The organism is Paenibacillus filicis, from assembly GCF_038070315.1.
GTDB lineage: Bacteria > Bacillota > Bacilli > Paenibacillales > NBRC-103111 > Paenibacillus_G > Paenibacillus_G filicis.
In genome coordinates, this window is record NZ_JBBPCC010000004.1 from 1 (window position 1) to 24,630 (window position 24,630).

Here is a 24,630-nt window from a genome sequence, read left to right on the forward strand (position 1 = left end):
AATCCGGTTTGGTGATGATGGCGGAAGGGAACCACGCGTACCCATCCCGAACACGAACGTTAAGCCTTCCAGCGTCGATGGTACTTGGACCGCAGGGTCCTGGGAGAGTAGAACGTCGCCAAGCCGATTCTTTTAACTTCATATTCCCTGATAGCTCAGTTGGTAGAGCACTCGACTGTTAATCGAGTTGTCACAGGTTCGAGTCCTGTTCGGGGAGCCATTTGCTTCCATAGCTCAGTAGGTAGAGTGCATCCATGGTAAGGATGAGGTCACCGGTTCGATTCCGGTTGGAAGCTCCAGTACGGCCCGTTGGTCAAGGGGTTAAGACACCTCCCTTTCACGGAGGTAACAGGGGTTCGAATCCCCTACGGGTCACCAACATGGAGGCTTAGCTCAGCTGGGAGAGCATCTGCCTTACAAGCAGAGGGTCGGCGGTTCGATCCCGTCAGCCTCCACCACCTAATTTTATATGCCGTTGTAGCTCAACTGGTAGAGCAACTGACTTGTAATCAGTAGGTTGGGGGTTCAAGTCCTCTCGACGGCACCAGCAATAATGGGGATTAGCCAAGCGGTAAGGCAACGGACTTTGACTCCGTCACCCCTAGGTTCGAATCCTAGATCCCCAGCCATTGCGAGCCATTAGCTCAGTTGGTAGAGCACCTGACTTTTAATCAGGGTGTCGTAGGTTCGAGTCCTACATGGCTCACGTTTATGCGCGTATGGCGGAATTGGCAGACGCACCAGACTTAGGATCTGGCGGGAGACCGTGGGGGTTCAAGTCCCTCTACGCGCAGTACATAGAAAATCCCCTTAAATAAGGGGATTTTCTTATTTTTATTTGTGCAGCTAAAACAACGAAGGTAAAGCAAGCTTCATAGGAAACTTTCTTCGTGTTAAACGAATCAATTTAGGCTCTGCTGGGTGTAGTTATGTTTGTCTAAAGGTAATCCTATGAAAGTCTAATAGAGTCTTAGAATATGCCTATTATGCCTTCTGAGCGTTTAATTTCTTCTTACAGCTAACAAATGGCCTAACGGATGCTTGCCCTAAGAATGTATAGAACTGTCCATTAGACGGTGTAGACTCGTCAGGATGGTCTGTCGGTTCTATTAACTTGGCAGCCGTATAAGAGGCGATCTGATCGCACTGCGAGGCGTGAGGAGCATTTGTTGGCCTCTGAATGCATCTTTAAACTATGTGTACCTAAGTCTATTTTGATCCTTTATCGATTGACCGGAAATATCTCCATATAGCTTTTCTAAGGTGAAGGGGCAACAGACGCTCAATAAGGGTTAATATTTGATAGAGAATACTTCGATCGCAACCGTGTTTTCAGACAGAAATGCCTTTAAAAAAGAGTGCGAAATAATTTTTGAAATTTTTTTTGAAATAGGCTTGCAATTCGAGTTAGTAAGTGATATTATAACACTTGTCGCTAAAACGAATTGGACAAACAAGTTAGCGAAGTTAGTACCGTGCGGAAGTGGCTCAGCGGTAGAGCATCGCCTTGCCAAGGCGAGGGTCGCGGGTTCGATTCCCGTCTTCCGCTCCATATTTTGTGCCCTTAGCTCAGCTGGATAGAGCGTTTGACTACGAATCAAAAGGTCGGGAGTTCGAATCTCTCAGGGCACGCCATTTAGTTTTAATTGTTTTATCGGGACGTAGCTCAGCTTGGTAGAGCACCTGGTTTGGGACCAGGGGGTCGCATGTTCAAATCGTGTCGTCCCGACCATCTTTATATTGCGGGTGTAGTTCAATGGTAGAACTTTAGCCTTCCAAGCTAATAGCGTGGGTTCGATTCCCATCACCCGCTCCAAACACACAACAGTCAAACCTTGAGAAATCAAGGTTTTTTTATTTCTCTTAAACATGCACAAAAGCCCGGTTCCTCCAATCTGGAGAGAAACCGGGCTTTTGTGTTGGCCAGCAATTAGTTTACAAAGCCTGCCTTCTTTAGCGTACGAAGCAGAGTCACGGCCGCTTGAGCTCGTGTAGCAGGGTCAGCAGGCGCGAATCTCGCGTCCGAATCACCTTGCATAATTCCCTTGTCCGCAAGCCACGCAGCTTGGGTGGAAGCCCACTGTGGGATGGAGGAAGCATCCTTGAAGCTGGTCAGACCATCCTTGCCTGCTGCGGATGTGGCAACTCCAGCGAACTGCATGGCGCGTGTGATGAGCACGGCCATCTCAGCGCGTGTAATTTGGGCATCAGGTGCAAATGAGGCAGCTTCCTTGCCTTCGACAAGGCCGAGGCGGGCTGCAGTGCCGACAGCTCCGGCGTACCAGGAAGCGGCAGGGACGTCCTTGAAGGCGGAGGCATCGCCGCTAGCTGTCAGACCAAGGCTGCGCACGACCAGTACTGTGAATTCCGCTCGGGTGACTGTTTGATCCGGTGCGTACCGGTCGTCGCTAACACCACGGACGATCAGCTTGGAAGCCATCTTCTCCACGTCATTCTGCGACCAGTGGCCGTTCAGATCGGCGAAGTTCTTGGTATGCATTAACACGGCGTATACACTATTGCCTGGGCGCTTCAGTTCGAAGGCCGGCTGGCCGTTCACCGTCTTGGCATCGCCAGGGACGAATTGGAACTCGCCCGTTTTCGGATCATACATAACGCCTGTGGCATTCAGCCAATTGCCTGTTGAAGGCAGTTGGATCGTGCGGCTCACATAGGCTTTACCGAAATCAGTCAAGTTCTTGGTCTGCCCGTTGACGGTAACCTTCACTTGGAAGTCAATAGCTTGATTACCCACCAGTGTAGCGCCATTCAATCCGTTGACGCTTTGTTGAAGGCTTTGCAGCAGTGAACCTGCAGCCGGTGTAATCTCGACTTGAACGCTGGATGGACTAGAGCCTCCTAAGCCGGTACCGGCTGCATTCAAGATATGAAGCGGCAGCTCATAGCTGGCCGTCTCGGTACGGATTGATATGATGGTTTGGTTACTTGAGCTCCCATTAGCAGCAAGTACCTCACCCGGCAAGGTCACTTGGGCAGCTCCACCGCTTGTCGGAACGTTGATCGCGACCTGAGACGGTACAGATCCGCCTCCAGAGCCACCAACCGCTTGAGCCAATGCAGCCCTCAAGCTATCAGCGTTAACAGTGACAGACTTGACCGTCTGACCCTCGCTGTTCTTGCTTTCTTTGATTTGTAGGGCGTCTGCTGGCAGTTGAATCGTGTTGGATTCTGAATTGCCGGATGGCTTCGATCCGGATGATTCTCCTGGAGCTGCCGGGCTAGAGTTACCAGTGTTTCCTGTATCGCTATCGCTGTCCGAGCCGCTCTCGGTACTTGGCTTGGATGTCTCGATAATCCGGCCTTGTACCGCAGGAGAGATCGTACCGCCCAGCGAGTTCACATAGTCGATGAAATTCTCATAGTCCGGGTACCCCAGATCCTCGTGATAGGCTCCGCTCGCTACTGCGTCAGCGAAGGAAGCATAGCCATCCCCGCCATTGGCGACAAAGCTATTCGTAGCCAGCCTGTAAGTCGCATTGAGCTGCAGCGGAACGAATTGCTCGCCTTGCTTAATCATGACGTCAAATACCTTGCTGCCTGCAGGCTGTGCAGGGTCCCATTTGAAGGTCATGCCGGCAATCTGTGGGAACTTGCCTGGGAGGTCCTTGGATTTGGCGCCGCTGACGCCGTTCTCGAGCCCTTCCTTCAGCTGCTTGCCTGTTACATCCAGCACATAGAGCGTGTTGCCGAATGGCATTACCGTACGCAACGCCCCCATCGTGATGACCCCTTGCTGGATGGAATCACGGATGCCCCCGCCGTTCATGATGGCGATATCGGCGTTTTTGAGCGCCTTGGCTTTAATTAGCATGCCGTCAGCGATAAAGTTGCCCAGGTTCGTTTCTTTGGACCGCACATTCTCGCGCACACCGTCCAGCAGCACGGTTGTTTTGCCGATTTCCTGCTGCTTCAGCAGCTCGAGCTCGGCCTTGTAAGGCTGCAGCATGCTCTTGGCTTCGGGGTCTTCAGCAACTTTATCGTCTACGGTAATAAGCTTGCCCTGGAGCTGGCCTTGTCCTGTCTGAACGACGCCTTGCTCATCGAATGTGACGTCCAGGCGGCCGAGGTACTTGCCCCACTCATTGGCTTGCACGATGACAGTAGGCTCAGATGGATTGCCGGAGATCACGACAGGCTCATCCAGCTTCGTATGGGTATGTCCGCCTACGATAACGTCGATGCCCGGTACGGCGGCAGCGAGCTCACGGTCACGGTTATACCCCAGGTGGGACAGGGCAATGATGATTTGAATGCCTTCACCTTTAATCGCTTGCACGGTCTTAGCTGCCGATTCAGCAGCTGGATTGAAGAGAACATCCTTGCCCGGGCTGGATGTTTCCTTGGTATCCTCTGTCGTAAGGCCGAATACGGCAACCTTCTTGCCGTTAACGTCCATTACGATATAGGGATAGACACCGGAATTAGCGGTTGACTTAGGCTTCTGTGTATCGATCACTGTAGGTTTCCTCAGCAGAGGACTGATCTTGCTGTCAGCGCTAAAGTCGATGTTCGAGCTCAGGAGCGGGAACTTAGCCTGGCTGATAAAGTCTGCCAGCGTCTGCGTGCCTTGGTCGAATTCGTGATTGCCAAACGTCATGGCATCGTAGCCCATCAGGTTCATGAAGGCAAGATCCGCTTGCCCCTTCCACTTGGTGAAATACAAATCCCCGGAGAAGACATCGCCTGCATCCAGCAGCAGGCTATTGCCGGCTTCTTGACGAACCTGCTTCACGAGCGTGGTCCGGCGCGCTACATCCGCCAGATGGGCATGGGTATCGTTCGTATGCATGACCGTCAGCTTCCATGGTCCGGAAACGGTCACGTTCGCTTGAGCTTGTCCGTAGCCATCGGCTGTGCGGACGGTGATGACGGCTTTTCCGCTAGCTACAGGCGTCACATTGCCTTGATTGTCGACTTTGGCTATAGCCGGGTTGGACGAGCTCCAGCTCAGGCCTTCTGAGCCGCCATCTGCCGTGGCCGTCAGCTTCACGGATGCATCGCCTGCACGAAGCGTGAGTTCCTTGCGGTCAAGCTGTACCTTAGGCGTCTTCAGTTCAAGAACGGCGATCGTGCCGCCCACTTCGTTGGCTACCAGCAGAATTGGGGAGCCAGTAGGACTGTCTGCCGCCGGGATAAACTCAAGACCTTCCGGTCCTGTGTCCGTGTTCAGACCTGCTGTAAAGTCTCGTGTATTCAAGTAATTGACAAATACGGGCTCGGACGGATTCGTTACATCGTAAGTCATGACGCCGCCGATGCGCTCCAGGCCGACAAAAGCCAGTACCTTGCTGCCGACTTCGCCTACGGCGACGTATTCCGGCTCAGGGCCTTTTTTGGTGCTGCGGTCATCCTTCTCATTCTTGCTGTTGCTGGCATTGAAATAATCCGGCAGGCGTTCACCGGTGATTCGTTCGAAATCGCTGCCGCTGTCATAAACCTGCGTCATGGTATCGGGATTCCAGATCGAGAAGGAGCGTCCTCCGTACAGATACACGCCATCCTTACTCATATCGCTGGCGACTTCTAATTCATCATACTGCGTTTTTCCTTGCAGGAATTGAGCTGCTGCAGATTCCGAATTCAGTTCCGCTTTGAGCTTGCCGATTTTCGTTGCATTCTTGTAGCCAGGCCAATCGGTAGCATCCCCTTCATTGGCTGTGAAGAGATAGGTTTTGCCTTGAATCGTATGCGTGGCAATGCCGTCCGGCATATACATGCCGTAGAAAGGAACGTTCTCCAGTTTGATCTGGCCATCCTTCACGATGTCCAGGGCGTTCTTGGCGCTATTAAAGTCCTTGTAGCCAAGACCTTTAACTGCCATTACCTTCTTGGCGGCGATATCCACGATCGCGATGGCGTTATTCTCCTGCAGGGCTACATAAGCCTTGCTCTCGTCGGAGGAAAGCGCGATATATTCCGGTTCCAGATCACGCACGGCATCGGATTTCGTACCGCTTCCCTTGATCAGGCCGCTGACTGGGTCGGCAGTCCCCCGGATGTGAACGGCATCATCGATGACACTAGGGTCGTCAAATTTCACTTGGACCGATTCACCCTTAACCGTATCTACGATGGTGACGCTGCCCTCAGGGTCTTGGTTGCCCAGACGAGGCTCTGCCTCATCGGCCGTCAGGATATACCGGCCATCGGAGGTAAACTTGACCATATCCGGCTGAACCCCGGCTTCATAAGACTGGATAAGAGCACCGTCATAATCGAGCAGCAAAATTTTACCGTTCTTCATGGAGTCGGCATGTTGGATAGCGACCGCTACACGCTTGGTGGCGGTGTTCACATCGACACTGGTCAAATCTCCGAAGATGAACCCGTCACGCTCGGACAGGTCTTTGACCAGAACGGATTTTTCCTTGGACAAGGTACCGCCACCGGTCAGTGGGACGATATCCAGACTTGGGGGCACACTGGAGCCGCTGACGACATACAGCTTGCCATTGTCCTTGTTATATTTGACAATCTCCGCAACGCCGCCATCCTTATTGGATGCGCCTACCTGGTATTGACCGATTTTTTGAATGTTCAAGGTGTCTGGCGTCAAAACAGGCTTGGGCGGCTTGACAGCCAATGTCAGCGAGCGGCTGGCACGGGCCTCAGGCTGCGCACTGTCATAGACAACCACCGTGACGGCTGCGGAGCCTGCTGTACCTGTTGCAGGCACACCGCTTACGTTGCCGCTGGCAGCATCTATCGACAGACCCGTAGGCAGTCCCTCGGCTTGAAAACGATAAGGCGGCTTGCCGCCATAAGCGGCTGCAGTAACCGAGTAGCTGCTGCCCTCATAGGCATCGGCCAGCTTGTCCGTCGAGATGCCGAGCGCCCCAAGCGGCCATGAGCCGTCGATGCTGCCGCGTGGTCCCTTGGCGAGCAGGGTGGCCGCATCTGCACTGCTGTAGTCGATTTGCTGGAAGTCGGCTTTATTGTTATCCGTGTCGGTTAAGGCTTTACGGACGATCCCCTTTTTCTTCGATTTGCCTTCCGTTTTGCCTGTAGGGAAAGCAGCTTCGTAGCCGTCGATCACGCTTTCAGAATCATTGTCAGCTACCCCTACCAGGTCTATGTAGCCCGCGGGCTTGGAGGTCGGGGAAAAAGGCTGAGCCAGCGTAAGCGTTGCCTGATTGCTCATCAGAGCAACCTTCATGGCCTTATTATAGATGGACTCATCTAGGGTCTGGTCGCTTTTGCTTGTGAGATCGATCTTCTGATTCTTTGTCAAAGCGCCAGTCGGCTTGCCTGTAATCAGATAGGAGGAGTGTGCCTTGATCGTGCCAGTCAGGTTGAGCGACTTCCAGTCGGTCGTGGTTCCTTGTGGATTAGTGGAGGATTTCTTGTCGTTGTAGGCGTAATGGAGGGACCACTGATTCAATGGAACATCCTGTTCTGTAGGATTGTAAAGCTCGATAAATCCGTGGGATACAGGCGTATCGGGATCGGCTTCTAATCCTCCGCCATAGATCTGATTGATGAAGACATGGGGTACCGTCACATCATAGCTGCCGTCCGCCGTATAAGGCGTACCCGGATTTACCGATTCGGCTGCGCGGACGGGTACAATAGCCAGCAAAGAGCTTGCGATCAGTTCGCTGGCGAGCAGCAGGGAAACGATCGTTCTTCTTTTCTTATTCAAGCCTGAACTCACTCCCTCTTTTTATATAGATGATCTTGTCCATTGTAAGTGGGGAGTGTTAAGCGCATGCCGTGGTTATATGTTTTTATCGTAAAGTCCGGAAGATAAACAAGCCCCGCATTCCCGTGAGCCAAGGAGGGGGAGTGCGGAGCTAGGTGAAGGAATTTAGCCGCGGATCAGAGACTCGGCGCCATCGATATAAATGTCAGTTCCCGTGATATGAGAAGAGTCGTCGGAGCCTAAGAACAAAGCGAGCTGAGCGACCTGCTGGGCAGATCCCGGGCCATCCTCAAGCGGCTGACTGCCCTCAGGGAATTCAACGGGAATCTGGATCTTCTCCAGCTCCGGCGTGTGTCGGGTGTTCTCACCAATCTTGGTTTCGATCGCTCCCGGACAGATAGCATTGACGCGGATTTTGAATGGGGCCAGCTCCAGTGCGGCCATCTTCATGAAAGCGACCTGTCCGGCCTTGGACGTGCTGTATGCGCTGAAGCCGAAGTTGGAGAATACCCGGTTGCCGTTGATGGAACTGGTGATGATCACGCTGCCGCCATGCGTCTTGAGTAACGGGATGGCGTACTTCACCGTCAGAAAGGTCCCCTTGAGATTGATCCCGATGACCTTTTCCCAGTCGCTGACCTGCATGTCCTCGATCGGTGCCAGCACGCCGTTAATACCCGCATTGGCAAATACGATATCGAGCTTGCCCCATCTGGCTGCGGTTTGTTGAATCGCTGCTTCGATAGCCTCAGGGGATGAAATGTCAGCCACAAGCGCCAGAGCCTCGCCGCCGCCGCGCTCGATCTCGTGCTGAACCTCCTCCAGCTCGTCCCGGGTTCGCCCCACGAAGCCGACCTTAGCTCCGTGTCTGGCCATCAATAGAGCGGTGGCGCGTCCGATCCCCGATCCGCCTCCTGTAATGAAAGCGATTTTCCCGTCTAACCGCCGATCCCGGACCGGATCTGCTTGAGTGTTAGGCTGATCCATATCAGAAGCCTCCCTTGGAATTGTTGTTAGTTGTAGGTTTTAGGTTTTGACGGAAGAGCAGATTGCATGCATAACGCCGCTATTCTCCTGCTGACTGGCTGCTTACCGGTGTATTACCCACCTCAAATTCTCCCCAAACAACCGGCTGAGGACGTAAGCTTGTGCATGCGAGGACAGCGAGAGACGACTTGGTTCCCAAAGAAGCCGAATCGAAAACCCCGGAACGCATCGTCCCGAGGTCTGATTTTCTTACTCGAATAAAGTTAAGACTAGGATAACTCCAGCCAATAGGTTAAGTGGCTGTACAGCTTTTGCAGATCAACAGGCTTGTTCATATAGGCAGAAGCGCCGGCTTCCATACATTTCCGCTGATCCTCCTTCATGGCTTTGGCGGAAAGCGCGATAATCGGAAGCTGCTGGAAGCGTAGCTGATGGCGGATACGCCGCATGGTCTCGAAGCCGTCTAGCTCCGGCATCATGATATCCATGATCACCAGATCGACATCCGGATGACGCTCAAGCTGGTCTAGGGCCTCCAGGCCCGTCTCTGCGTATAAGATGGTAAGTTCGAGCTTCTCTAGGTAGGTGGAGAGAGCGAACACGTTGCGGATATCATCTTCTACGAGAAGTACGGTTCTCCCACGCAAGCTGGCCGGTTCGAATGCAGCATCACCAAGCACTGCAGGAGCGGGAAGGGGGTCCAGCTTATCCTGTCCCCAGGCTTTCCGCTCGGCTGTGTCCCCGTCAGTCACCGCCGCCGCCGCTTCCGTATCGGCTGGATTCAAATAGATCGATGCCTCGTCGCCAAGCTGCTCCGGAATCGTTAGGATAAACTGGCTTCCCCTTCCTTGTGTGCTTTGTACCTGGAGCGTTCCGCTCAGTAGTCTTGCCATCTCCCGGCTGATTGTAAGCCCGAGACCTGTGCCGCCGTATTTGCGGCTGGTCGTCCCGTCCAGCTGCTGGAAGGCCTCGAAGATAACGTCGAGCTTCTCCGGCGGGATGCCGATACCTGTATCTATAACCGAGAAACAGAGGCCGGACACCGGATGACCATCCGTCCCGTACAGAGGTGTGGCCGGTCGGTCGATCTGCAGCGTAATGCTGCCTCTATGGGTAAACTTGAAAGCATTGGAGAGCAGATTGCGCAAAATCTGCTGTAACCGGTGTCCGTCTGTGAAGAGTGCATCGGGCAAGCCGGATGCGGCCTGAATGCGGAATTGCAAGCCTTTCTTCTCTGCTATCGGCTGGAAGCTGCGTTCCAGCGATTCCTTCAAATCTTCCAAGGCGTAATGCTCCAACTGAAGCTCCATCTTGCCGGCCTCGACCTTGGACAGATCGAGAATCTCATTGATCAGTCTCAGGAGATCGCTGCCGGACACGTTGATCGTCTGTGCGAACTCGATCTGCTTCCCGGTCAGGTTGCCTTCTTTATTCTCGGCAAGCAATTGGGACAAAATGAGCATGCTATTGAGAGGCGTCCGCAGCTCGTGGGACATATTGGCCATAAATTCGGATTTATACTTGGAGATGGAAGCCATCTCTTCCTTCTGCAGCTCCAGCGTCTGCTTCTGCCAGATCAGACGGTCCTCAGACTGTCGGAGCGAGTCATTGGAGGCGATCAGCTCCTCCTGCTGCGTCTGGAGCTCTTCCGCCTGGGTCTGTAGTTCCTCGGCCTGCACCTGTAGTTCCTCGGTCATAGCCTGGGATTCCTGGTAGAGACGCTGCAGCTCCATATTATCCAGCACGCCCTGGATCGCCGCTCCGAGGTTCTCCCGAAGCTGCTCCAGCAGCTCCAGCTCCGTGTCCCCGAAAGGCTGGAAGGCGGCTAGTTCCACGATGGCGACCACTTCGTTCTCATGCGGAACAGGAACGAGCAGCAGATGGCGTGGCAGACTGTCCCCAAGGCCGGACGAAATCCGAACATGAGCATCGGGCAGCTCGCTTAGCGATATCATCCGCAGGTCCAGCGCCGCTTGGCCGATGAGACCTTCGCCGGCACGGTAGGACGGTCTGGAAGATAATTCGCCTTCGGCGGCATAAGCAGCCGCCGGTGCATAAGTTGGGCTTACCCGTCCCGGTTGGCGTATGTAGACGATGCCGTAGGGCAGATTAAGAGTATGAGCCAGTCTCTGGATAAAGGCCTCGGCGAGGCTGCGGATGTTGGCCTGACCTTGATAGGAGCCTGCAAATTCGGCTGACTGGGTTTTGATCCAGTTGCGGCGTTCCATGCGTTCCAGCAGGCCGTTGGTGGATTCAGCCAGCTCGCGCACTTCATCCTTCGTGCTTACGGTAATCCGGGTGCCGATCTGTCCTTCCGAGAGCGTAAGCGAGCGGATCGTAGCCGATACACGGTTGATGGTGCCGACGATGGAGCCGGAAACGACCAGGGTTACAATGCAAGAGAGTATGATGGCCGCAGTGATGAGCAGATAAATTTGGGTCTGAATCCAGCGGTTAAGGGTTTCCAGCGTTTCTACGCGGTTCTGAGTGAACAGCTTCTCGGTCGAACGGAATTCCTCCATCTGGATACGCAGCTTGTCCATGTACCGCTTGCCCGGATCGGATTCATAGAACTTCGCAAGTCCGGCGGCGTCATTCGATTCCTTCAGATTAATGGTCGCGTCGCCAGCCGTCCGGATCCAGGTCTGGATCAGATCCCGGATATCCTCCAGCTTCTGCAGCTGGGACGGGGTATCTCCCATCCGGGCGCGAAGGTCGTTGTAGTCCTTCTGCCATGTATTTTTGCCGTTGTTGTAAGGCTCCAGATAGCTTGATTTTCCTGTAATGACAAAGCCTCGCTGGCCGGTCTCCATATCCAGCATATGCTTCTCAAGCCGGTTGGACAGATTATGCACCTCCAGATCATGATCGACGATATGACGCAGCTCCTGCTGCAGCGCATACATGCGATTGATCAGTAAAAAGGCCGTAATAGCCAAGCATAGCAGTAATGCGATGTACCCGAGTCCAATTTTGGCGCGTATTCCAAAAGTTCTATTCTTACCCACAGTAAGGCTCCTCCTCCAACTAAAGGACAGACTTCTTCTATTGTAACTTTTCCCCCAGGAGGCGGCAATTCAAATCGGAGTAAGATGTTTTTTTCGCTTTAGCGCATAAATGGGGTACATCGTCGCGGGGGGATGTGGTAAAATAGTGGCTATGACCTTGCATGTAGTTGCATGTAGATGGATGTAGATGGATGGAGGAGAACCATGACGGACTCAAGTACGAACAGTAACAAAAACACGTCCAACAATTTGCTGCGCAGAGATGTCCGCTTTCTGGGGCATATTCTGGGTGAAGTATTGATTCATCAAGGCGGCAACTCGCTGTTTACCATCGTAGAGAAAATTAGAGAGATGAGTAAAACATTGCGTGCCCAGTACACACCAGAGATGTACGCCGAGCTGAAAGAGACGGTGGGAGGCCTTGCCCCTGAGATTCGCCACCAGGTGGTGCGGGCGTTCGCTATTTACTTCCAACTTATCAATATAGCGGAGCAAAATCACCGTATCCGCCGCAAGCGGGACTACGAGCGCTCGGCTGGTGAGAATGTTCAACCCGGTTCGATTGAGGATGTAATCCGTGAACTGAAGAGCTTGAATATTTCGTCCGGGGAAGTGCAGGAGATGATTTCCGGCATTTCGCTGGAGCTTGTGATGACTGCACATCCAACCGAGGCAACCCGTCGCGCCGTGCTGGACATTCATCAGCGCATCGCCCGCGACGTAGCCGAATTGGACAACCCGAACCTGACGTTCCGTGAGCGCGAGCAATTGCGTGAGAAGCTGCTGGGCGAAGTGATCACCTTGTGGCAGACGGACGAGCTGAGAGACCGGAAGCCGACGGTTATCGATGAAGTCAACAACGGACTGTATTACTTCGACGAGACGCTGTTCGACGTGCTGCCTCAGGTGTATCAGGAGCTGGAGCGCTGTCTGCTCAAATACTATCCGGAGGAAAAATGGCATGTACCGACGTTCTTGAAGTTCGGTTCGTGGATCGGCGGAGACCGGGACGGCAATCCGTCTGTCACTTCGGACATCACCTGGCAGACCCTCGAGCTGCACCGTAATCTGGCACTGACCAAGTATGAGGAAGAGCTTAACGCGCTGCTGGGCCATATGAGCTTCAGCAAGAATATCGTTGAGGTGACGCAGGAGCTGCTGGATTCCATTGAAGAGGATCGGGCGAATGTGGAGCTGACGCTGGACGAGAGCTGGCGCAACGAGAAGGAGCCTTACCGGATTAAGGTTCGTTTTATGTTGGAGAAAATCCGCAATACGGGCAATCCGTCCGCATCGGATAAGAAAAAATATACCGGTCCTGAGCAATTCATGGCTGATCTGCATATTATTGAACGGAGCCTGCGCAACCACTTCGCCGATTTTATCGCGGATGCTTATGTGCAGAAGCTGATTCGCCAGGTCGAGCTGTTCGGCTTCCACCTCGCTTCGCTGGACGTACGCCAGCACAGCAAGGAGCATGAGGCAGCTATGACGGAAGTACTGTCCGGCATGAGCATTACCGAGAACTATGCGGCCCTTGGAGAAGAAGAAAAGATCACGCTGCTGACTTCGCTCCTGAATGACCCGCGTCCGATTACTTCGCCTTATATTGCTTACAGTGAGTCTACGCAGGAGTGTCTGAACGTGTACCGTGTCGTTCAGAAGGCACAGGTGGAATTTGGCCGCGGCTGTATCTCCAGCTACCTGATTAGCATGACTCAGGGCGCCAGCGATCTGCTGGAAGTGCTCGTATTTGCTAAGGAAGCGGGACTGTATCTGCAAGGTCCGGACGGCTCGGTCACCTGCACGCTGCAATCCGTGCCGCTCTTCGAAACGATCGATGATCTTCACGCTGCTCCTGAGATTATGGCGACGCTGTATCAGATTCCAGCCTACCGCAGAAGTCTGGACAGCACGAACAACCTGCAGGAAATTATGCTTGGCTACTCCGACAGCAACAAGGATGGCGGCGTAATTACGGCGAACTGGGAGCTTCGGATGGCCCTTCGCAGCATCACCGCTACGGCCAAGAAGTATGATGTGCGCCTGAAGTTCTTCCATGGCCGCGGCGGGGCGCTGGGTCGCGGCGGCATGCCGCTGAACCGCAGCATTCTGGCCCAACCGGCCGATACGGTCGGCGGCGGCATCAAGATCACCGAGCAGGGCGAGGTTCTCTCCTCGCGCTACTCGATCAAGGGTATCGCGTACCGCAGTCTGGAGCAGGCGACGTCGGCTCTGATCACGAGCGCACTCATGGCGCGTAATCCTCAGGTGGATGCTTCCGAAGAGGAATACGAAGCGATCATGCGCGGGATTTCTGAGCGGGCGCAGCAGAAGTATCAGGATCTGATCTTCCGCGATGCGGACTTTATGACCTTCTTCAAAGAATCGACACCGCTGCCGGAAATCGGCGAGCTGAATATCGGTTCCCGTCCTTCCAAGCGGAAGAACAGCGATCGGTTCGAGGATCTGCGGGCTATCCCTTGGGTATTCGCGTGGACGCAGTGCCGATACTTGCTCCCGGCTTGGTATGCAGCAGGAACAGGTCTTGGCAGCTACTACCAAGATAATCCTCAGCATCTCGAAGTGATGAAGGACATGTACAGCAACTGGTCGTTCTTCCGCGGGCTGATCGATAACCTGCAGATGGCGCTCGCCAAGGCGGATCTGCTGATCGCCAAGGAATACGGCAGCATGATTCACGACCAAAGTGTGGCGACCCGGATCTATCAATTGATCGAGGATGAGTACCGCAAAACCTCCGAGCTGATTCTGCAAATTACCGGTCAGCAGGAAATTTTGGACAATGTGCCAGTCATCCAGGAATCGATCCGGTTACGGAATCCTTATGTGGACCCACTGTCCTACATGCAGGTTGATCTGTTATCCGAGCTGCGCTCCTCGCGTGATGAAGGCGGCGAAGACGATCCGCTGCTGCTCCGCGAAGTGCTGCTGACGATCAACGGGATTGCCGCAGGACTCCGGAATACGGGCTGATCCCAAGCGGATCGGACACCGAGTTCCTCCTAGGACGGCGTGAACAGCCGGACGGTCTGGTTTCATACAGGCTGCCCGGCTGTTCGTATTTACCGGGTGCTTCTGGAAACAGGGTACGAGAAGGCGACTACAGGTGTCTCTATTTGCGCACGATAGGGTGAGGGACGCATTCTTTTTGCCCGGAGGCTGTACAGGAAGGCCCGTGGTTTGGTATGCTTTTCCTATGGACAGGCCCCGTATCAGCGGAGTAGAACGGTTCGTTCGCGCCTGTAGAATCTGAATAGATCCTGGTTTGCGTGGAGCGGGGTCTTTCGGAGTGGAGGTAAGTTGGTGAATCACATGGATACCCGGCTCGCCAAGCTCGCCCGGAGTGGAGATCGAGCCGCTTTTGCCGAATTGGTGGAGCTTTATAAAGATAAAATATTTCATCTTGCTTACCGGATGCTGCACAACCGTCATGAAGCGGAGGAGATTGTGCAGGAGACGTTCTTGCGGGTTTATACGAATTTGGAACGGTACGACGACCAGCAGAAGTTTTCGACCTGGATTTACCGTATCGGCACGAATCTATGTATCGACCGTCTGCGCAAGCGCAAGATCAGCTATTCTCTGGATGCGGAGATGAGCGACGGAGAGGGCAGTGACTGGTACTCGACGCTGGCCAGTCTGGACCAGACGCCGGATCAGCAGGTTGCGTTATCCGAGACGCAGGCCCAGATCCGCGAATCGATCGAAACACTGCCGGAGAAATATAAGGCGGTCGTCGTGCTGCGTTACCTGCAGGACTTATCCCTGCAGGAAATTAGCGATGCCTTGTCGATGCCTGTAACCACCATCAAGACAAGGCTGCACCGCGGCAGGGAATATTTGCGCAAAAAATTAGAGCTGCTTCTTTAGTTTTTTTGAAACGCTGAATTCATTCGTGCGTATGAGTATATCACGATAGTTTATGGAGACAGGAGAAAGGAGTGGCTCGCAGATGGAATGCAAGGAAGCCCTCCCTTTGTTGCACGAATATTTGGACGGTAGTCTCGATGGTGCTGATTCCGTCCGCCTGAAGGAGCATCTGCTCGTTTGCGCGGATTGCCGGCGCCGGCTGCAGCAATTCGAGAAGGTGGAGGCGTTAGTTCACTCGTGGACGGCACCTGCGGTTCCGGAGGGGTTGACCGAACGGGTCATGCAGGCGCTGCCTCCGGTCAAGCGCCGGAATGCCTTCTACCGTTACATCCGCAAGCATCCGGCGGCTTCGGTGGCCGCTATTTTCGCTCTAGTCATGCTGTCCACGTTCGTTTCCACATGGAATGACGATCGGGAGCTGCTGGTCAAGGGAGCGGACTTGCAATCGGTTGTCATCAAAGGGGATACGGTGTATGTCCCGGCAGGGCGCAAGGTGGCTGGGGATTTGACCATTGAGAATGGCAAGCTCCAGGTTGACGGCGAAGTGGAAGGGAATGTGACGGTCATCGACGGTTCTGTTCATTATGCTTCCACGGCGCATATTTCCGGGCAAATTACGCAGATCGATCAGGCCTTCGGCTGGCTCTGGTACAAGATGAATACATGGTTCTCCCAGGTTTCCGACGCCAAGTAAGGGCGGACGGAACTTTGGGTACTTAACCTTAGACCCTCCCTTGTCAGAAAGGGGAGGGTTTTTTGTTGCAAATATGTTATGATGGAGGGAAGAATATTGCAGAGAGACAAACATCCCGGGTAAAGTTGGGGGATTTTACGATGATGGAATGGATTACAAAAATTCGCATATTGGATATCGTTGATATAAGTATCGTCAGCTATGTCATCTACAAGCTGATTCTCGTCGTCCGGGGTACTCGTGCGATTCAACTGCTGAAAGGGATTCTAATCGTCGTCGTTACTTGGGCGCTGAGCTCCTGGTTCAAGCTGAATACGCTGCAGTGGGTCATGAACCAGGTGTTTACGTTCGGCCTGGTCGGCGTCATCTTCATCTTCCAGCCGGAGCTTCGCCGCGCGCTGGAGCAGCTTGGACGAGGCTCGCTGTTCAGCCGTTCGAACACGGAGGAAGATCAGGAAGTCAACCGCAAAATCGACGAGGTGCTGAAGGCGGTCCATTATTTGGCCCAGCGGAAGATCGGCGCATTGATCGTATTTGAAAGAGAGACGGGTCTAACCGACTACATAGAATCGGGCATAGCCCTTGAGTCGCAGATTAGCTCGGAGCTGCTGATCAATATTTTCATTCCGAATACTCCGCTGCATGACGGCGCGGTTATTATCCGGAAGCAGCAGATTATGGCGGCGGGATGCTATCTGCCGTTGTCCGAGAATCCGTTCATAAGCAAGGAGCTTGGCACGCGTCATAGAGCGGCGATCGGCATGGGCGAGGTGTCGGATGCGATGAGCATCATCGTCTCGGAGGAAACCGGCCAGATTTCGGTCACGATGAACGGTCATATCCTGCGGGATATCAAGGAGGAGCCGCTGCTCTCCAAGATGTTCGAGGAGCTGAAGCCGAAGACCAAGCCCAAGGAGAAGAGCAAGATCAGTTCCCTTTGGAAATGGAGGAAGGGATAGATGGACCGCTGGCTGAGCAATACGAATGTCGTCAAAATCATCTCACTGATCATCGGCATTATGCTGTGGGCGGTCGTACGGTCGGATGGCAGCTCGGTGTCGGGCACGAATGCCCTGGAAATTATCGAGCAGCAGATCGGGAATGTATCGATCACGCCGAAGTACGATACCGATAAATATTTTATTCAGTCGATCGAGCCGGCGCAGGTGTCTCTGTCGCTAAGCGGTCGGGAGGCTGCTCTGAAGAAGGCGATGAACTCCGGCAATTTGTCCGTGGAGCTGGACCTGACCAAGGTCGGCAAGGGAGAATTCGTGCTTCCCGTTACGCCAGTGGACATTCCCAGCAATGTGACGGCCAAGGTCGTGCCCTCCAATGTGAAGGTCGTCATCGACGAGAAAATGATCAAATCGATGCAGGTGACCATAAACGTGACCGGTATTCCGGGCGTAGGTCTGAAGGCTGGACAACCTGTCGTCAAGCCTAAGCAGGTGACGGTCTCGGTCCCGAGCCGCATCTATGATCAGGTCGATTCCGTGCGGGCGGACGTTAACGTGGAGAAGGCAACCTCTGCCGTGACCAAGAAGGCTACGCTGCAGGCGTACGATAAGGACGGTAAGCTGATTGAGACGGCTGTCATAACTCCGAATATCGTCGATGTCGAGGTGCCGATCACGAGCCCGTTCACGCTGGTGCCGCTGCAAATCAAGCTCATTGGCGAGCCGCCGCGGGGCTTGGCGGTGTCGGCCGTGCGGCAAAGCACGGACAAGGTGACGGTCTACGGGCCGCAGAACGTACTGGACCGGATGGAGTTCTATGAGGGCCCGCAGGTCAATCTCAATGACTTGAAGGAAGATACGGAGTTCTCTCTGACGATTCCTGTGCGCAATAATCTGAAGCAGCTTGATCCCGATAAGGTGACAGTCAATGTGTCTATCGTCCCGTCTGTCACCAAGACGCTGGAAGCTATCCCGCTATCCTTCGTGGGACAGAACGACGGCTTTAATACGAAAGTCGTGCTTCCCGAGTCCGGGCAATTGAATCTGACCGTCGAAGGCGCACCGGCGATTATCGAGAAGCTGAAGCCGCAGGACGTTCAGGCGATCCTGGACGTCAGCAATCTGCCGCCGGGCAAGCATGAGGTATCCGTCACTTGGAATCTGCCGACCTTCGTGAAGAAAGGCGGTCAGCAGGACTTCAAGGCTACGGTGGAAATCAGCGCCAAGGGGGATAAGCCTGTCACTGAGGGTGCGGCTTCCCCGAACGTTCCTGCGGGGGCAACACCTTAAGCTGGAAGCGGACTGAACGGGGTCGAAAATGCATAGAAAGGATACGGGAGCGGGTGCCGTATCCTTTGTTTTTTTGCGCAGGATTTGACCGTCTGAACCGAATCAGAGATAATGGGTGTAGTTTGCCGGCATGGTAGATACAAGCAGCATGAAGCAATTAGGTAACGGTAGGGGAGAGAAGAGGCGCATGGGGAAATATTTTGGAACGGATGGCGTACGGGGAGTCGCCAACCAGGAATTGACACCGGAGCTCGCTTATAAAATCGGCCGTTGCGGCGGTTATGTACTCGCCGGACAGGTGGAGAAGCCTGTCGTGGTTATCGGGCAGGATACACGGATATCCGGTCCTATGCTGGAGGCTGCGCTGGTAGCGGGACTGCTGTCCATCGGCGCCAACGTGATTCGGCTTGGTGTATTGTCGACGCCAGGCGTCGCCTACTTGACGCGTCATCTGAAGGCGGATGCCGGCGTTATGATCTCGGCCAGCCACAATCCAGTGGAAGACAACGGGATCAAATTCTTCGGAGCGGACGGCTTCAAGCTATCCGATGAGACGGAGCTGGAGATCGAGCGCTTGATGGATGCCGAAGTTGATGAGCTGCCGCGTCCGACGGGCGGGGACATCGGTACGGTAACGGATGATCCGGCTGGTAAGTTCGCTTATCTGGACTATATCCAATCGACGGTCAAGTCTTCGTTCCAAGGCTTCCGTGTCGTTCTGGACTGTGCACACGGCGCGGCTTACGAGCTGGCTCCGAAGGTATTCGAGGAGCTCGGTGCAGAAGTGATCACAATCGGTGCGGAGCCGACGGGCCGCAACATCAACGATCACTGCGGATCGACGCATCCACAGGAGCTGCAGCGGCTTGTTGTCGAGCATAAAGCGCATATCGGCTTGGCTTTCGACGGAGATGCCGATAGGCTGATCGCGGTTGACGAGCATGGTGAAGAGGTCGACGGTGACTTCATTCTCAGCATTATCGGGCATGCGCTCAACCAGGAGGGCAAGCTGCGTGAGCAGACGATCGTCACGACTGTGATGAGCAACATCGGCTTCTTCAAGGGAATCGAAGCTGTCGGTATGAAGGCAGCTAAGACGGCCGTCGGCGACCGGTACGTGATGGAGGAGATGCGCAAGGGCGGTTATAACCTTGGCGGCGAGCAATCCGGTCACGTCATTCTTCTCGATTACAACACGACGGGCGACGGTATCCTGACAGCGCTTCTGCTGGTAGATACGCTGGTACAGTCCGGACAGTCGCTGAGTGAGCTGAAGAAGATTATGCGCAAATATCCGCAGAAGCTAGTCAATGTTCGCGTTGGCGATAAGAGCAAGCTGAAGGACAACGCAGCGGTCGCGGAGGAAATCGCCAAGGTCGAGGAGCAGCTTGGCGATAACGGACGCGTGCTGGTACGGCCTTCGGGTACGGAGTCGCTGATCCGCGTCATGGCCGAAGGTCAGGACAAGGAAGTTGTTGAAGCTTATGTGCAGCAGATCGCGGCGGTTATCGAGCGTGAGCTGGTCTAGTCTATATGGCTTGAATCAAGTGGTTACGAGATAGTGCGTTAACGAACGACAGCGAACCAATCCCTGGGACCGTCGTTAGCCGGTTTCAGGGAGTTTTTGTCGAATTGGGCCGTGTGGCTGGTTCCTCCGCAGGACAAACGGATGAAATGAAAACCGTTTGAAAATAAAGGGTTGCGCTTTTCATACAAAATGCATAAGATGTGATTAGGTCTGATTCATATACAGAAAGGTGGGTAGAGGTTACACGAGCTATACAAGCGCCAGAACTGGCAGGGAGCGTTGGCATCGCTGCGCTCTGATGTGATCCGGTCTCAAGTCATCGCTAGCAGCAGGATGGCTTCTCACAAACTCTTAGACAACACATCAGAAGCAGGGACTCAGACGTTCATCCAGTTGACGAGGTGAAGGTGTTCGAAACATTCGGCGGGGACCTTCCGGTCAGCATCCTAACCGTAAGCCGAGCAACAAATCGACCGGGCGACCGGGCGGACAAAAGCTCGACAGGATGACAACGGCATGCTTCGACAGCAGCCGACACTAAACTAAAACGAATGAAAAGCTTCTTTGCCATGGGCAAACGCTTCTTCGTGAGAGCGCAAGCTGCGGGAGCTTTTCGCTTCGTGTCGACAATTGAATAATCACGCCTGGAACAGGCGAACGAAGCTTTCTTTGCGCACGGAGCACGAAGCTAGCTTCCCGCAAACGCTGTATGCGTTTCTCCGATGAAGAGCCGGAAGGGCTTTTCCTAACCATTGGAGGATAAGAGCATATGTGCGGTATTGTTGGTTATGTAGGTAAACGGGATTCCCAAAATATATTGATTGACGGATTGAAGAAACTCGAGTATCGCGGGTACGACTCCGCCGGTGTAGCGGTCTACACGACGGAAGGCCTGCAGATCAAGAAGTCCAAGGGCCGTCTGGCTGTTCTGGAATCGAAGCTCGAAGAAGCGCCGCTGAACGGAAACATCGGGATTGGTCATACCCGGTGGGCGACGCATGGCAAGCCTTCGGATGTGAATTCGCATCCGCATACGGACAATTCGTCCAAGTTCTCGGTCGTTCATAACGGAATTATCGAGAATTACATCTCGCTCAAAGAAGAATTGATTGCACAAGGTCATGTATTTGTGTCGGAAACAGACACGGAGGTCATCTCCCACCTGATCGCCAGCTTGTACGAGGGCGATATCGTCCGTGCGGTCCAGAAGGCCGTTACCCGGATGAGAGGCGCCTTCGCCTTGGGCGTACTGACTGAGCATGAGCCGGAGAAACTGGTAGCCGTTCGTTTGTCGAGTCCGCTGATCATCGGCGTGGGCGAAGGCGAGAACTTCATCGGCTCCGATATCCCGGCAATTCTCGAGCATACGCGCAACGTTTATATTCTAAACGACGGCGAAATGGCTCTTCTGACAAAAGACGACGTCACATTGATGACGCTTGAAGGCAATTTTATTTCCCGGGAATTATTTCATGTCGATTGGGATATTGTGACGGCGGAAAAAGCCGGATTCGATCACTTTATGTTGAAAGAAGTCTACGATCAGCCTAAGGCTTACCGGGACACGATGGGTGCGAGAATCGATGCATCAGGAACCAAGGTGCTGCTGCCTGAAGTCGGCATGACACGGGAGCAGATTGCAGATATCCGCAACGTGCATATCATCGCTTGCGGAACGGCTTTCCATGCTGGCTTAGTCGGTAAGTCGGTTATTGAGACGCTCGTACGTATTCCTGTCGAGGCTGATGTCGCTTCCGAGTACCGCTACCGTTCGCCGATCATCACGCCTCAAACGCTGGTGATCGTAGTCAGCCAATCGGGTGAAACTGCGGATACGCTGGCTGCGCTGCGCGAAGCGAAACGCAACGGCGCACGCGTCCTGGCGATTACAAACGTAGTCGGCAGCTCGATCGCCCGCGAAGCGGACGATGTAATCGTTACTTGGGCCGGACCGGAGATCGCGGTCGCTTCGACCAAGGCTTACACTTCGCAGTTGATCGCGTTCTTCCTGTTAGGCCTCTATCTGGCTCAGACGCTGGAGAAGGTGGAAGCTGGCTATGTGAAGGAAGTGCTGGCTGCTATGCAGGAGCTGCCTAAGCAGGTCGAGCAGGTACTGGCTCAAGCGGATTCGATCCGTGAGGTTGCTGAGCAGATCGCGAAGCATCACAACCTGTTCTTCATCGGACGCGGCTTGGACTTCGCAACCGCGCTGGAAGGCTCGTTGAAGTTGAAGGAAATTTCTTACATTCACTCCGAGGCTTATGCCGCAGGTGAGTTAAAGCACGGTACGCTGGCCCTGATCGAGGACGGCATCCCTGTCATCGCCCTGGCGACTCAAGAGGTGCTGTTCGAGAAAACCGTTAGCAATATCAAGGAAGTCAAAGCTCGCGGCGCTCAGGTGTACGGCATCCATATGGAAGGCAACGACGAGTTGAGCAAGGTCGTGGATGAAACGTTCGCGATCCCGCAAACGCATCAGCTGCTTGCTCCGGCATTGTCGGTTATTCCGCTGCAGTTGCTGAGCTACTATGCTTCACTTGCTCTGGGCCATGACGTGGATAAACCGCGGAATTTGGCGAAGAGCGTGACGGTAGAGTAGGGAGAGTTCAAGGATAACAACTGATTGTCCGCAAATAATAATGTTTTAGACTGAATAATAAAGTATTAGACTGTGATAATAAAGTTGTAGACTGGAATAATAAAGTTTTAGACTGACTCTGCTCGGGCAGTTCTTCCAACAAGAGCTTCAAGACTACTACATCAATGCATTTGGACCCCGAAATTATGTTTTTCATAATTTCGGGGTTCTTTGTATTCAGGAGGGAATCAGATGCAATTAGGAGAACGGATTAAACAAATCCGAAAGACCAACCAAATGAACCAAAGGGAGTTTGCGGATCGTATTGGCGTTTCACAAGGCACGCTAAGCGATATTGAACGTGGGAATGGTTTCCCCTCTTATGAAACTATTTTTGCTCTTAAAAAGGCATTTAGGTGCGATTTGAATTGGCTTATTGATGAAGAGTTAGATTCAGTACCCGATAATGAACTATTTGCTGTGAATGTCTCTGAGCAGGAGATCGCACTAATACAATTACTTCGTACCTTGCCTGAATTGGAGAAAGACGAATTTCATCAGATAGCTAAAATTAAAGCGAAAAAGAATAATATCGGATATCCGAATTAAATAAATATTTTTTGGAATAAAATATCCGATAAGATTAATAATGGATATAAAATCTATTATGAGGTGATCCATATGACTTATACGGAGGTTACTAGATTTGCAGTAATAACTGAACTTGGCATCATGTATCAAGCAGCTTATTATTCTTGTCCACAAGCGATACAGGAACAGTGGTTTTCAAAAGCTATACATAATGGTGGGTGGGCTTTTCAAGTTTGCTTTAGAACCAAGGATAAGTCTCGCATCTATATCTTTCATAAGAATGAACTCATAGTTTGTTACAAAGTTAAACATCAGACTATACCAGATGAAATTAAGTCTCTGTATTTTGTGGAGCTAGAAAGACTTAAAAGGTTAAAGCGAAGTCAGCGAAAATATCGCGGTGCAGGGCGGCGCAGGCTAAAGAAACTAAAGGATCATCAGTTCCTGTAATTGAGAGAGGTAGTGTGGCTAGTTGTGGCGAAAAGAAACCGCGATGTAACAATGAATAAGATCCAAAAGTGGATAAAAGAAGGAAGGGGCCAAGGTGAAGGCTCACAGTATAAACCTTGGCTTACCATTCAAGATGTCCCATCAGAGGGCTTGGCAACTCGTCTTAAAGGATGGACAAGCAATCGCTATCACCATTTAATGTCGAATCTTGAAAGAGATTATTTTTACCTTCTGGATTTTTCTGAATCCGTTACTGATATTCGCGAGCAGTATCCGCTACTCCCCCTTGATGATACGTTAATTATTGCAGAAAAATTAGGTGTGAAACATCCTACAGACCCTAAAACCGACGATCCAATCGTTATGACTACCGACTTTTTAATTTCGATTAGCAATTCGAATATAGCAAGAAGTATCAAACCGTCAAGCAACCTAGAAAATGATAGAGTTATAGAGAAGCTTGAGATTGAGCGGCGCTTCTGGAAGGAAAGGAACATCGAATGGGCGATAGTGACTGAAAACGAAATTCCAGAGAATGAAACACGTAACATCTCATGGTTTCACCGCGAATATGATAACCAGGATATCTATAAATTGGGGATAGCTCTTACGGGGAATTTGGAGCAGTTAATGTTGAAGTATTTGCGAAACGAGGAACCTCTCAATCGATCTGCTGCCTTGTGCGACGACGCTCTGGCATACATGCTTTTGTTGGCTTGTCTGCGGGAGGAGTTGCATCTAAAGAAACCCTATCCTTTTGTCATCTTTGTTATGAAGATGACATTAAGCACTATGGTGAGCCCTACTGGCATCGAGGTCATCAAGCCTCAGGTGTGTTTGTATGTGCTGAACATAACTGCATACTCCACAATGTTAGTGAGCCTTTAGAGGATCGTCAGGGGATAACAGTTCTACCTGTATCAACAAAACTATTTAAATCCAATCCTTGTCTTCCTCTAACTACATCGAAGAGAACGATATCTAAACTCGC

At 52.8% G+C, this 24,630-nt stretch carries 12 protein-coding genes, 12 tRNA genes, 1 rRNA gene and 2 pseudogenes; 24 read left to right on the plus strand and 3 right to left on the minus strand.

Annotated elements, in window-relative coordinates; translation table 11 throughout:
* Positions 1 to 7 precede the first annotated feature (7 nt).
* The 13 genes from rrf to WMW72_RS08040 all read left to right on the plus strand — a co-directional run bounded on the left by rrf (position 8) and on the right by WMW72_RS08040 (position 1,816).
* A 5S ribosomal RNA gene (gene rrf / locus WMW72_RS07980) occupies positions 8 to 124 on the plus strand.
* Between the two features lie 20 nt (positions 125 to 144).
* Positions 145 to 220, plus strand: a tRNA-Asn gene (locus WMW72_RS07985).
* Positions 221 to 223: 3 nt separating this feature from the next.
* Positions 224 to 299 (plus strand) — tRNA-Thr (locus WMW72_RS07990).
* Positions 300 to 303: 4 nt separating this feature from the next.
* Positions 304 to 378 (plus strand) — tRNA-Glu (locus tag WMW72_RS07995).
* 4 nt (positions 379 to 382) lie between these two features.
* A tRNA-Val gene (locus WMW72_RS08000) sits at positions 383 to 458 on the plus strand.
* Positions 459 to 471: 13 nt separating this feature from the next.
* Positions 472 to 547, plus strand: a tRNA-Thr gene (locus tag WMW72_RS08005).
* Positions 548 to 554: 7 nt separating this feature from the next.
* Positions 555 to 629 (plus strand) — tRNA-Gln (locus WMW72_RS08010).
* Between the two features lie 4 nt (positions 630 to 633).
* Positions 634 to 706, plus strand: a tRNA-Lys gene (locus WMW72_RS08015).
* A gap of 7 nt (positions 707 to 713) precedes the next feature.
* Positions 714 to 793 (plus strand) — tRNA-Leu (locus WMW72_RS08020).
* 684 nt (positions 794 to 1,477) lie between these two features.
* A tRNA-Gly gene (locus WMW72_RS08025) sits at positions 1,478 to 1,552 on the plus strand.
* A gap of 6 nt (positions 1,553 to 1,558) precedes the next feature.
* Positions 1,559 to 1,635: transfer RNA gene (locus WMW72_RS08030), tRNA-Arg, on the plus strand.
* 20 nt (positions 1,636 to 1,655) lie between these two features.
* Positions 1,656 to 1,732, plus strand: a tRNA-Pro gene (locus WMW72_RS08035).
* Positions 1,733 to 1,742: 10 nt separating this feature from the next.
* Positions 1,743 to 1,816: transfer RNA gene (locus WMW72_RS08040), tRNA-Gly, on the plus strand.
* Positions 1,817 to 1,930: 114 nt separating this feature from the next.
* Here WMW72_RS08040 and WMW72_RS08045 read toward each other — a convergent pair.
* The 3 genes from WMW72_RS08045 to WMW72_RS08055 form a co-directional block, all read right to left on the minus strand.
* On the minus strand, positions 1,931 to 7,663 hold the full coding sequence (locus WMW72_RS08045) for a choice-of-anchor I family protein (RefSeq protein WP_341414914.1): 5,733 nt from the start codon (positions 7,661 to 7,663) through the stop codon (positions 1,931 to 1,933).
* A gap of 165 nt (positions 7,664 to 7,828) precedes the next feature.
* A complete protein-coding gene (locus WMW72_RS08050; protein WP_341414915.1) occupies positions 7,829 to 8,650 on the minus strand; it encodes an SDR family oxidoreductase in 822 nt (273 codons plus the stop codon).
* Between the two features lie 269 nt (positions 8,651 to 8,919).
* Positions 8,920 to 11,658 carry a CHASE3 domain-containing protein gene (locus WMW72_RS08055; protein ID WP_341414916.1) on the minus strand — a complete coding sequence of 913 codons (2,739 nt, stop codon included), beginning with the start codon at positions 11,656 to 11,658 and terminating at the stop codon, positions 8,920 to 8,922.
* Between the two features lie 204 nt (positions 11,659 to 11,862).
* On the opposite strand from WMW72_RS08055, the gene ppc reads away from it, so the two are divergent.
* From ppc to WMW72_RS35530, 11 genes and pseudogenes are all read left to right on the plus strand, one after another.
* Positions 11,863 to 14,655, plus strand: a complete 2,793-nt coding sequence (gene ppc, locus WMW72_RS08060; protein WP_341414917.1) for a phosphoenolpyruvate carboxylase — start codon at positions 11,863 to 11,865, stop codon at positions 14,653 to 14,655.
* 330 nt (positions 14,656 to 14,985) lie between these two features.
* Positions 14,986 to 15,552, plus strand: coding sequence for an RNA polymerase sigma factor SigW (gene sigW, locus WMW72_RS08065; RefSeq protein ID WP_341414918.1), 567 nt, complete (start codon positions 14,986 to 14,988; stop codon positions 15,550 to 15,552).
* An 82-nt stretch (positions 15,553 to 15,634) separates the two neighbouring features.
* On the plus strand, positions 15,635 to 16,246 hold the full coding sequence (locus WMW72_RS08070) for a zf-HC2 domain-containing protein (RefSeq protein ID WP_341414919.1): 612 nt from the start codon (positions 15,635 to 15,637) through the stop codon (positions 16,244 to 16,246).
* A gap of 143 nt (positions 16,247 to 16,389) precedes the next feature.
* Positions 16,390 to 17,205, plus strand: a complete 816-nt coding sequence (cdaA, locus tag WMW72_RS08075) for a diadenylate cyclase CdaA (protein ID WP_341415181.1) — start codon at positions 16,390 to 16,392, stop codon at positions 17,203 to 17,205.
* Positions 17,206 to 18,492 carry a CdaR family protein gene (locus tag WMW72_RS08080; protein WP_341414920.1) on the plus strand — a complete coding sequence of 429 codons (1,287 nt, stop codon included), beginning with the start codon at positions 17,206 to 17,208 and terminating at the stop codon, positions 18,490 to 18,492.
* Positions 18,493 to 18,679: 187 nt separating this feature from the next.
* The gene (glmM, locus tag WMW72_RS08085) at positions 18,680 to 20,020 is read left to right on the plus strand and encodes a phosphoglucosamine mutase (protein ID WP_341414921.1); all 1,341 of its coding nucleotides are present in this window, start codon (positions 18,680 to 18,682) and stop codon (positions 20,018 to 20,020) included.
* Positions 20,021 to 20,789: 769 nt separating this feature from the next.
* Complete coding sequence (gene glmS / locus WMW72_RS08090) at positions 20,790 to 22,619, plus strand: glutamine--fructose-6-phosphate transaminase (isomerizing) (protein WP_341414922.1); 1,830 nt, start codon at positions 20,790 to 20,792, stop codon at positions 22,617 to 22,619.
* A 231-nt stretch (positions 22,620 to 22,850) separates the two neighbouring features.
* Positions 22,851 to 23,207, plus strand: a complete 357-nt coding sequence (locus WMW72_RS08095) for a helix-turn-helix domain-containing protein (protein WP_341414923.1) — start codon at positions 22,851 to 22,853, stop codon at positions 23,205 to 23,207.
* 72 nt (positions 23,208 to 23,279) lie between these two features.
* Positions 23,280 to 23,639: a hypothetical protein gene (locus tag WMW72_RS08100; protein ID WP_341414924.1), complete on the plus strand. Its 360-nt coding sequence runs from the start codon at positions 23,280 to 23,282 to the stop codon at positions 23,637 to 23,639.
* Positions 23,640 to 23,837: 198 nt separating this feature from the next.
* A pseudogene (locus WMW72_RS35525) lies at positions 23,838 to 24,146 on the plus strand (TnsA endonuclease N-terminal domain-containing protein); the annotation flags it as partial.
* A gap of 173 nt (positions 24,147 to 24,319) precedes the next feature.
* Positions 24,320 to 24,445: pseudogene (locus WMW72_RS35530) on the plus strand (hypothetical protein); the annotation flags it as partial.
* Between the last annotated feature and the right edge of the window lie 185 nt (positions 24,446 to 24,630).

Excerpts from the sequence above, each read along its gene's own strand:
- ppc (WP_341414917.1), top strand. The coding sequence starts at position 11,863 with ATGACGGACTCAAGTACGAACAGTAACAAAAACACGTCCAACAATTTG.
- WMW72_RS08070 (WP_341414919.1), top strand. The coding sequence starts at position 15,635 with ATGGAATGCAAGGAAGCCCTCCCTTTGTTGCACGAATATTTGGACGGT.
- glmS (WP_341414922.1), top strand. The coding sequence starts at position 20,790 with ATGTGCGGTATTGTTGGTTATGTAGGTAAACGGGATTCCCAAAATATA.
- WMW72_RS08050 (WP_341414915.1), bottom strand. The coding sequence starts at position 8,650 with ATGGATCAGCCTAACACTCAAGCAGATCCGGTCCGGGATCGGCGGTTA.
- WMW72_RS08095 (WP_341414923.1), top strand. The coding sequence starts at position 22,851 with ATGCAATTAGGAGAACGGATTAAACAAATCCGAAAGACCAACCAAATG.
- WMW72_RS08080 (WP_341414920.1), top strand. The coding sequence starts at position 17,206 with ATGGACCGCTGGCTGAGCAATACGAATGTCGTCAAAATCATCTCACTG.
- cdaA (WP_341415181.1), top strand. The coding sequence starts at position 16,390 with ATGGAATGGATTACAAAAATTCGCATATTGGATATCGTTGATATAAGT.
- WMW72_RS08100 (WP_341414924.1), top strand. The coding sequence starts at position 23,280 with ATGACTTATACGGAGGTTACTAGATTTGCAGTAATAACTGAACTTGGC.
- glmM (WP_341414921.1), top strand. The coding sequence starts at position 18,680 with ATGGGGAAATATTTTGGAACGGATGGCGTACGGGGAGTCGCCAACCAG.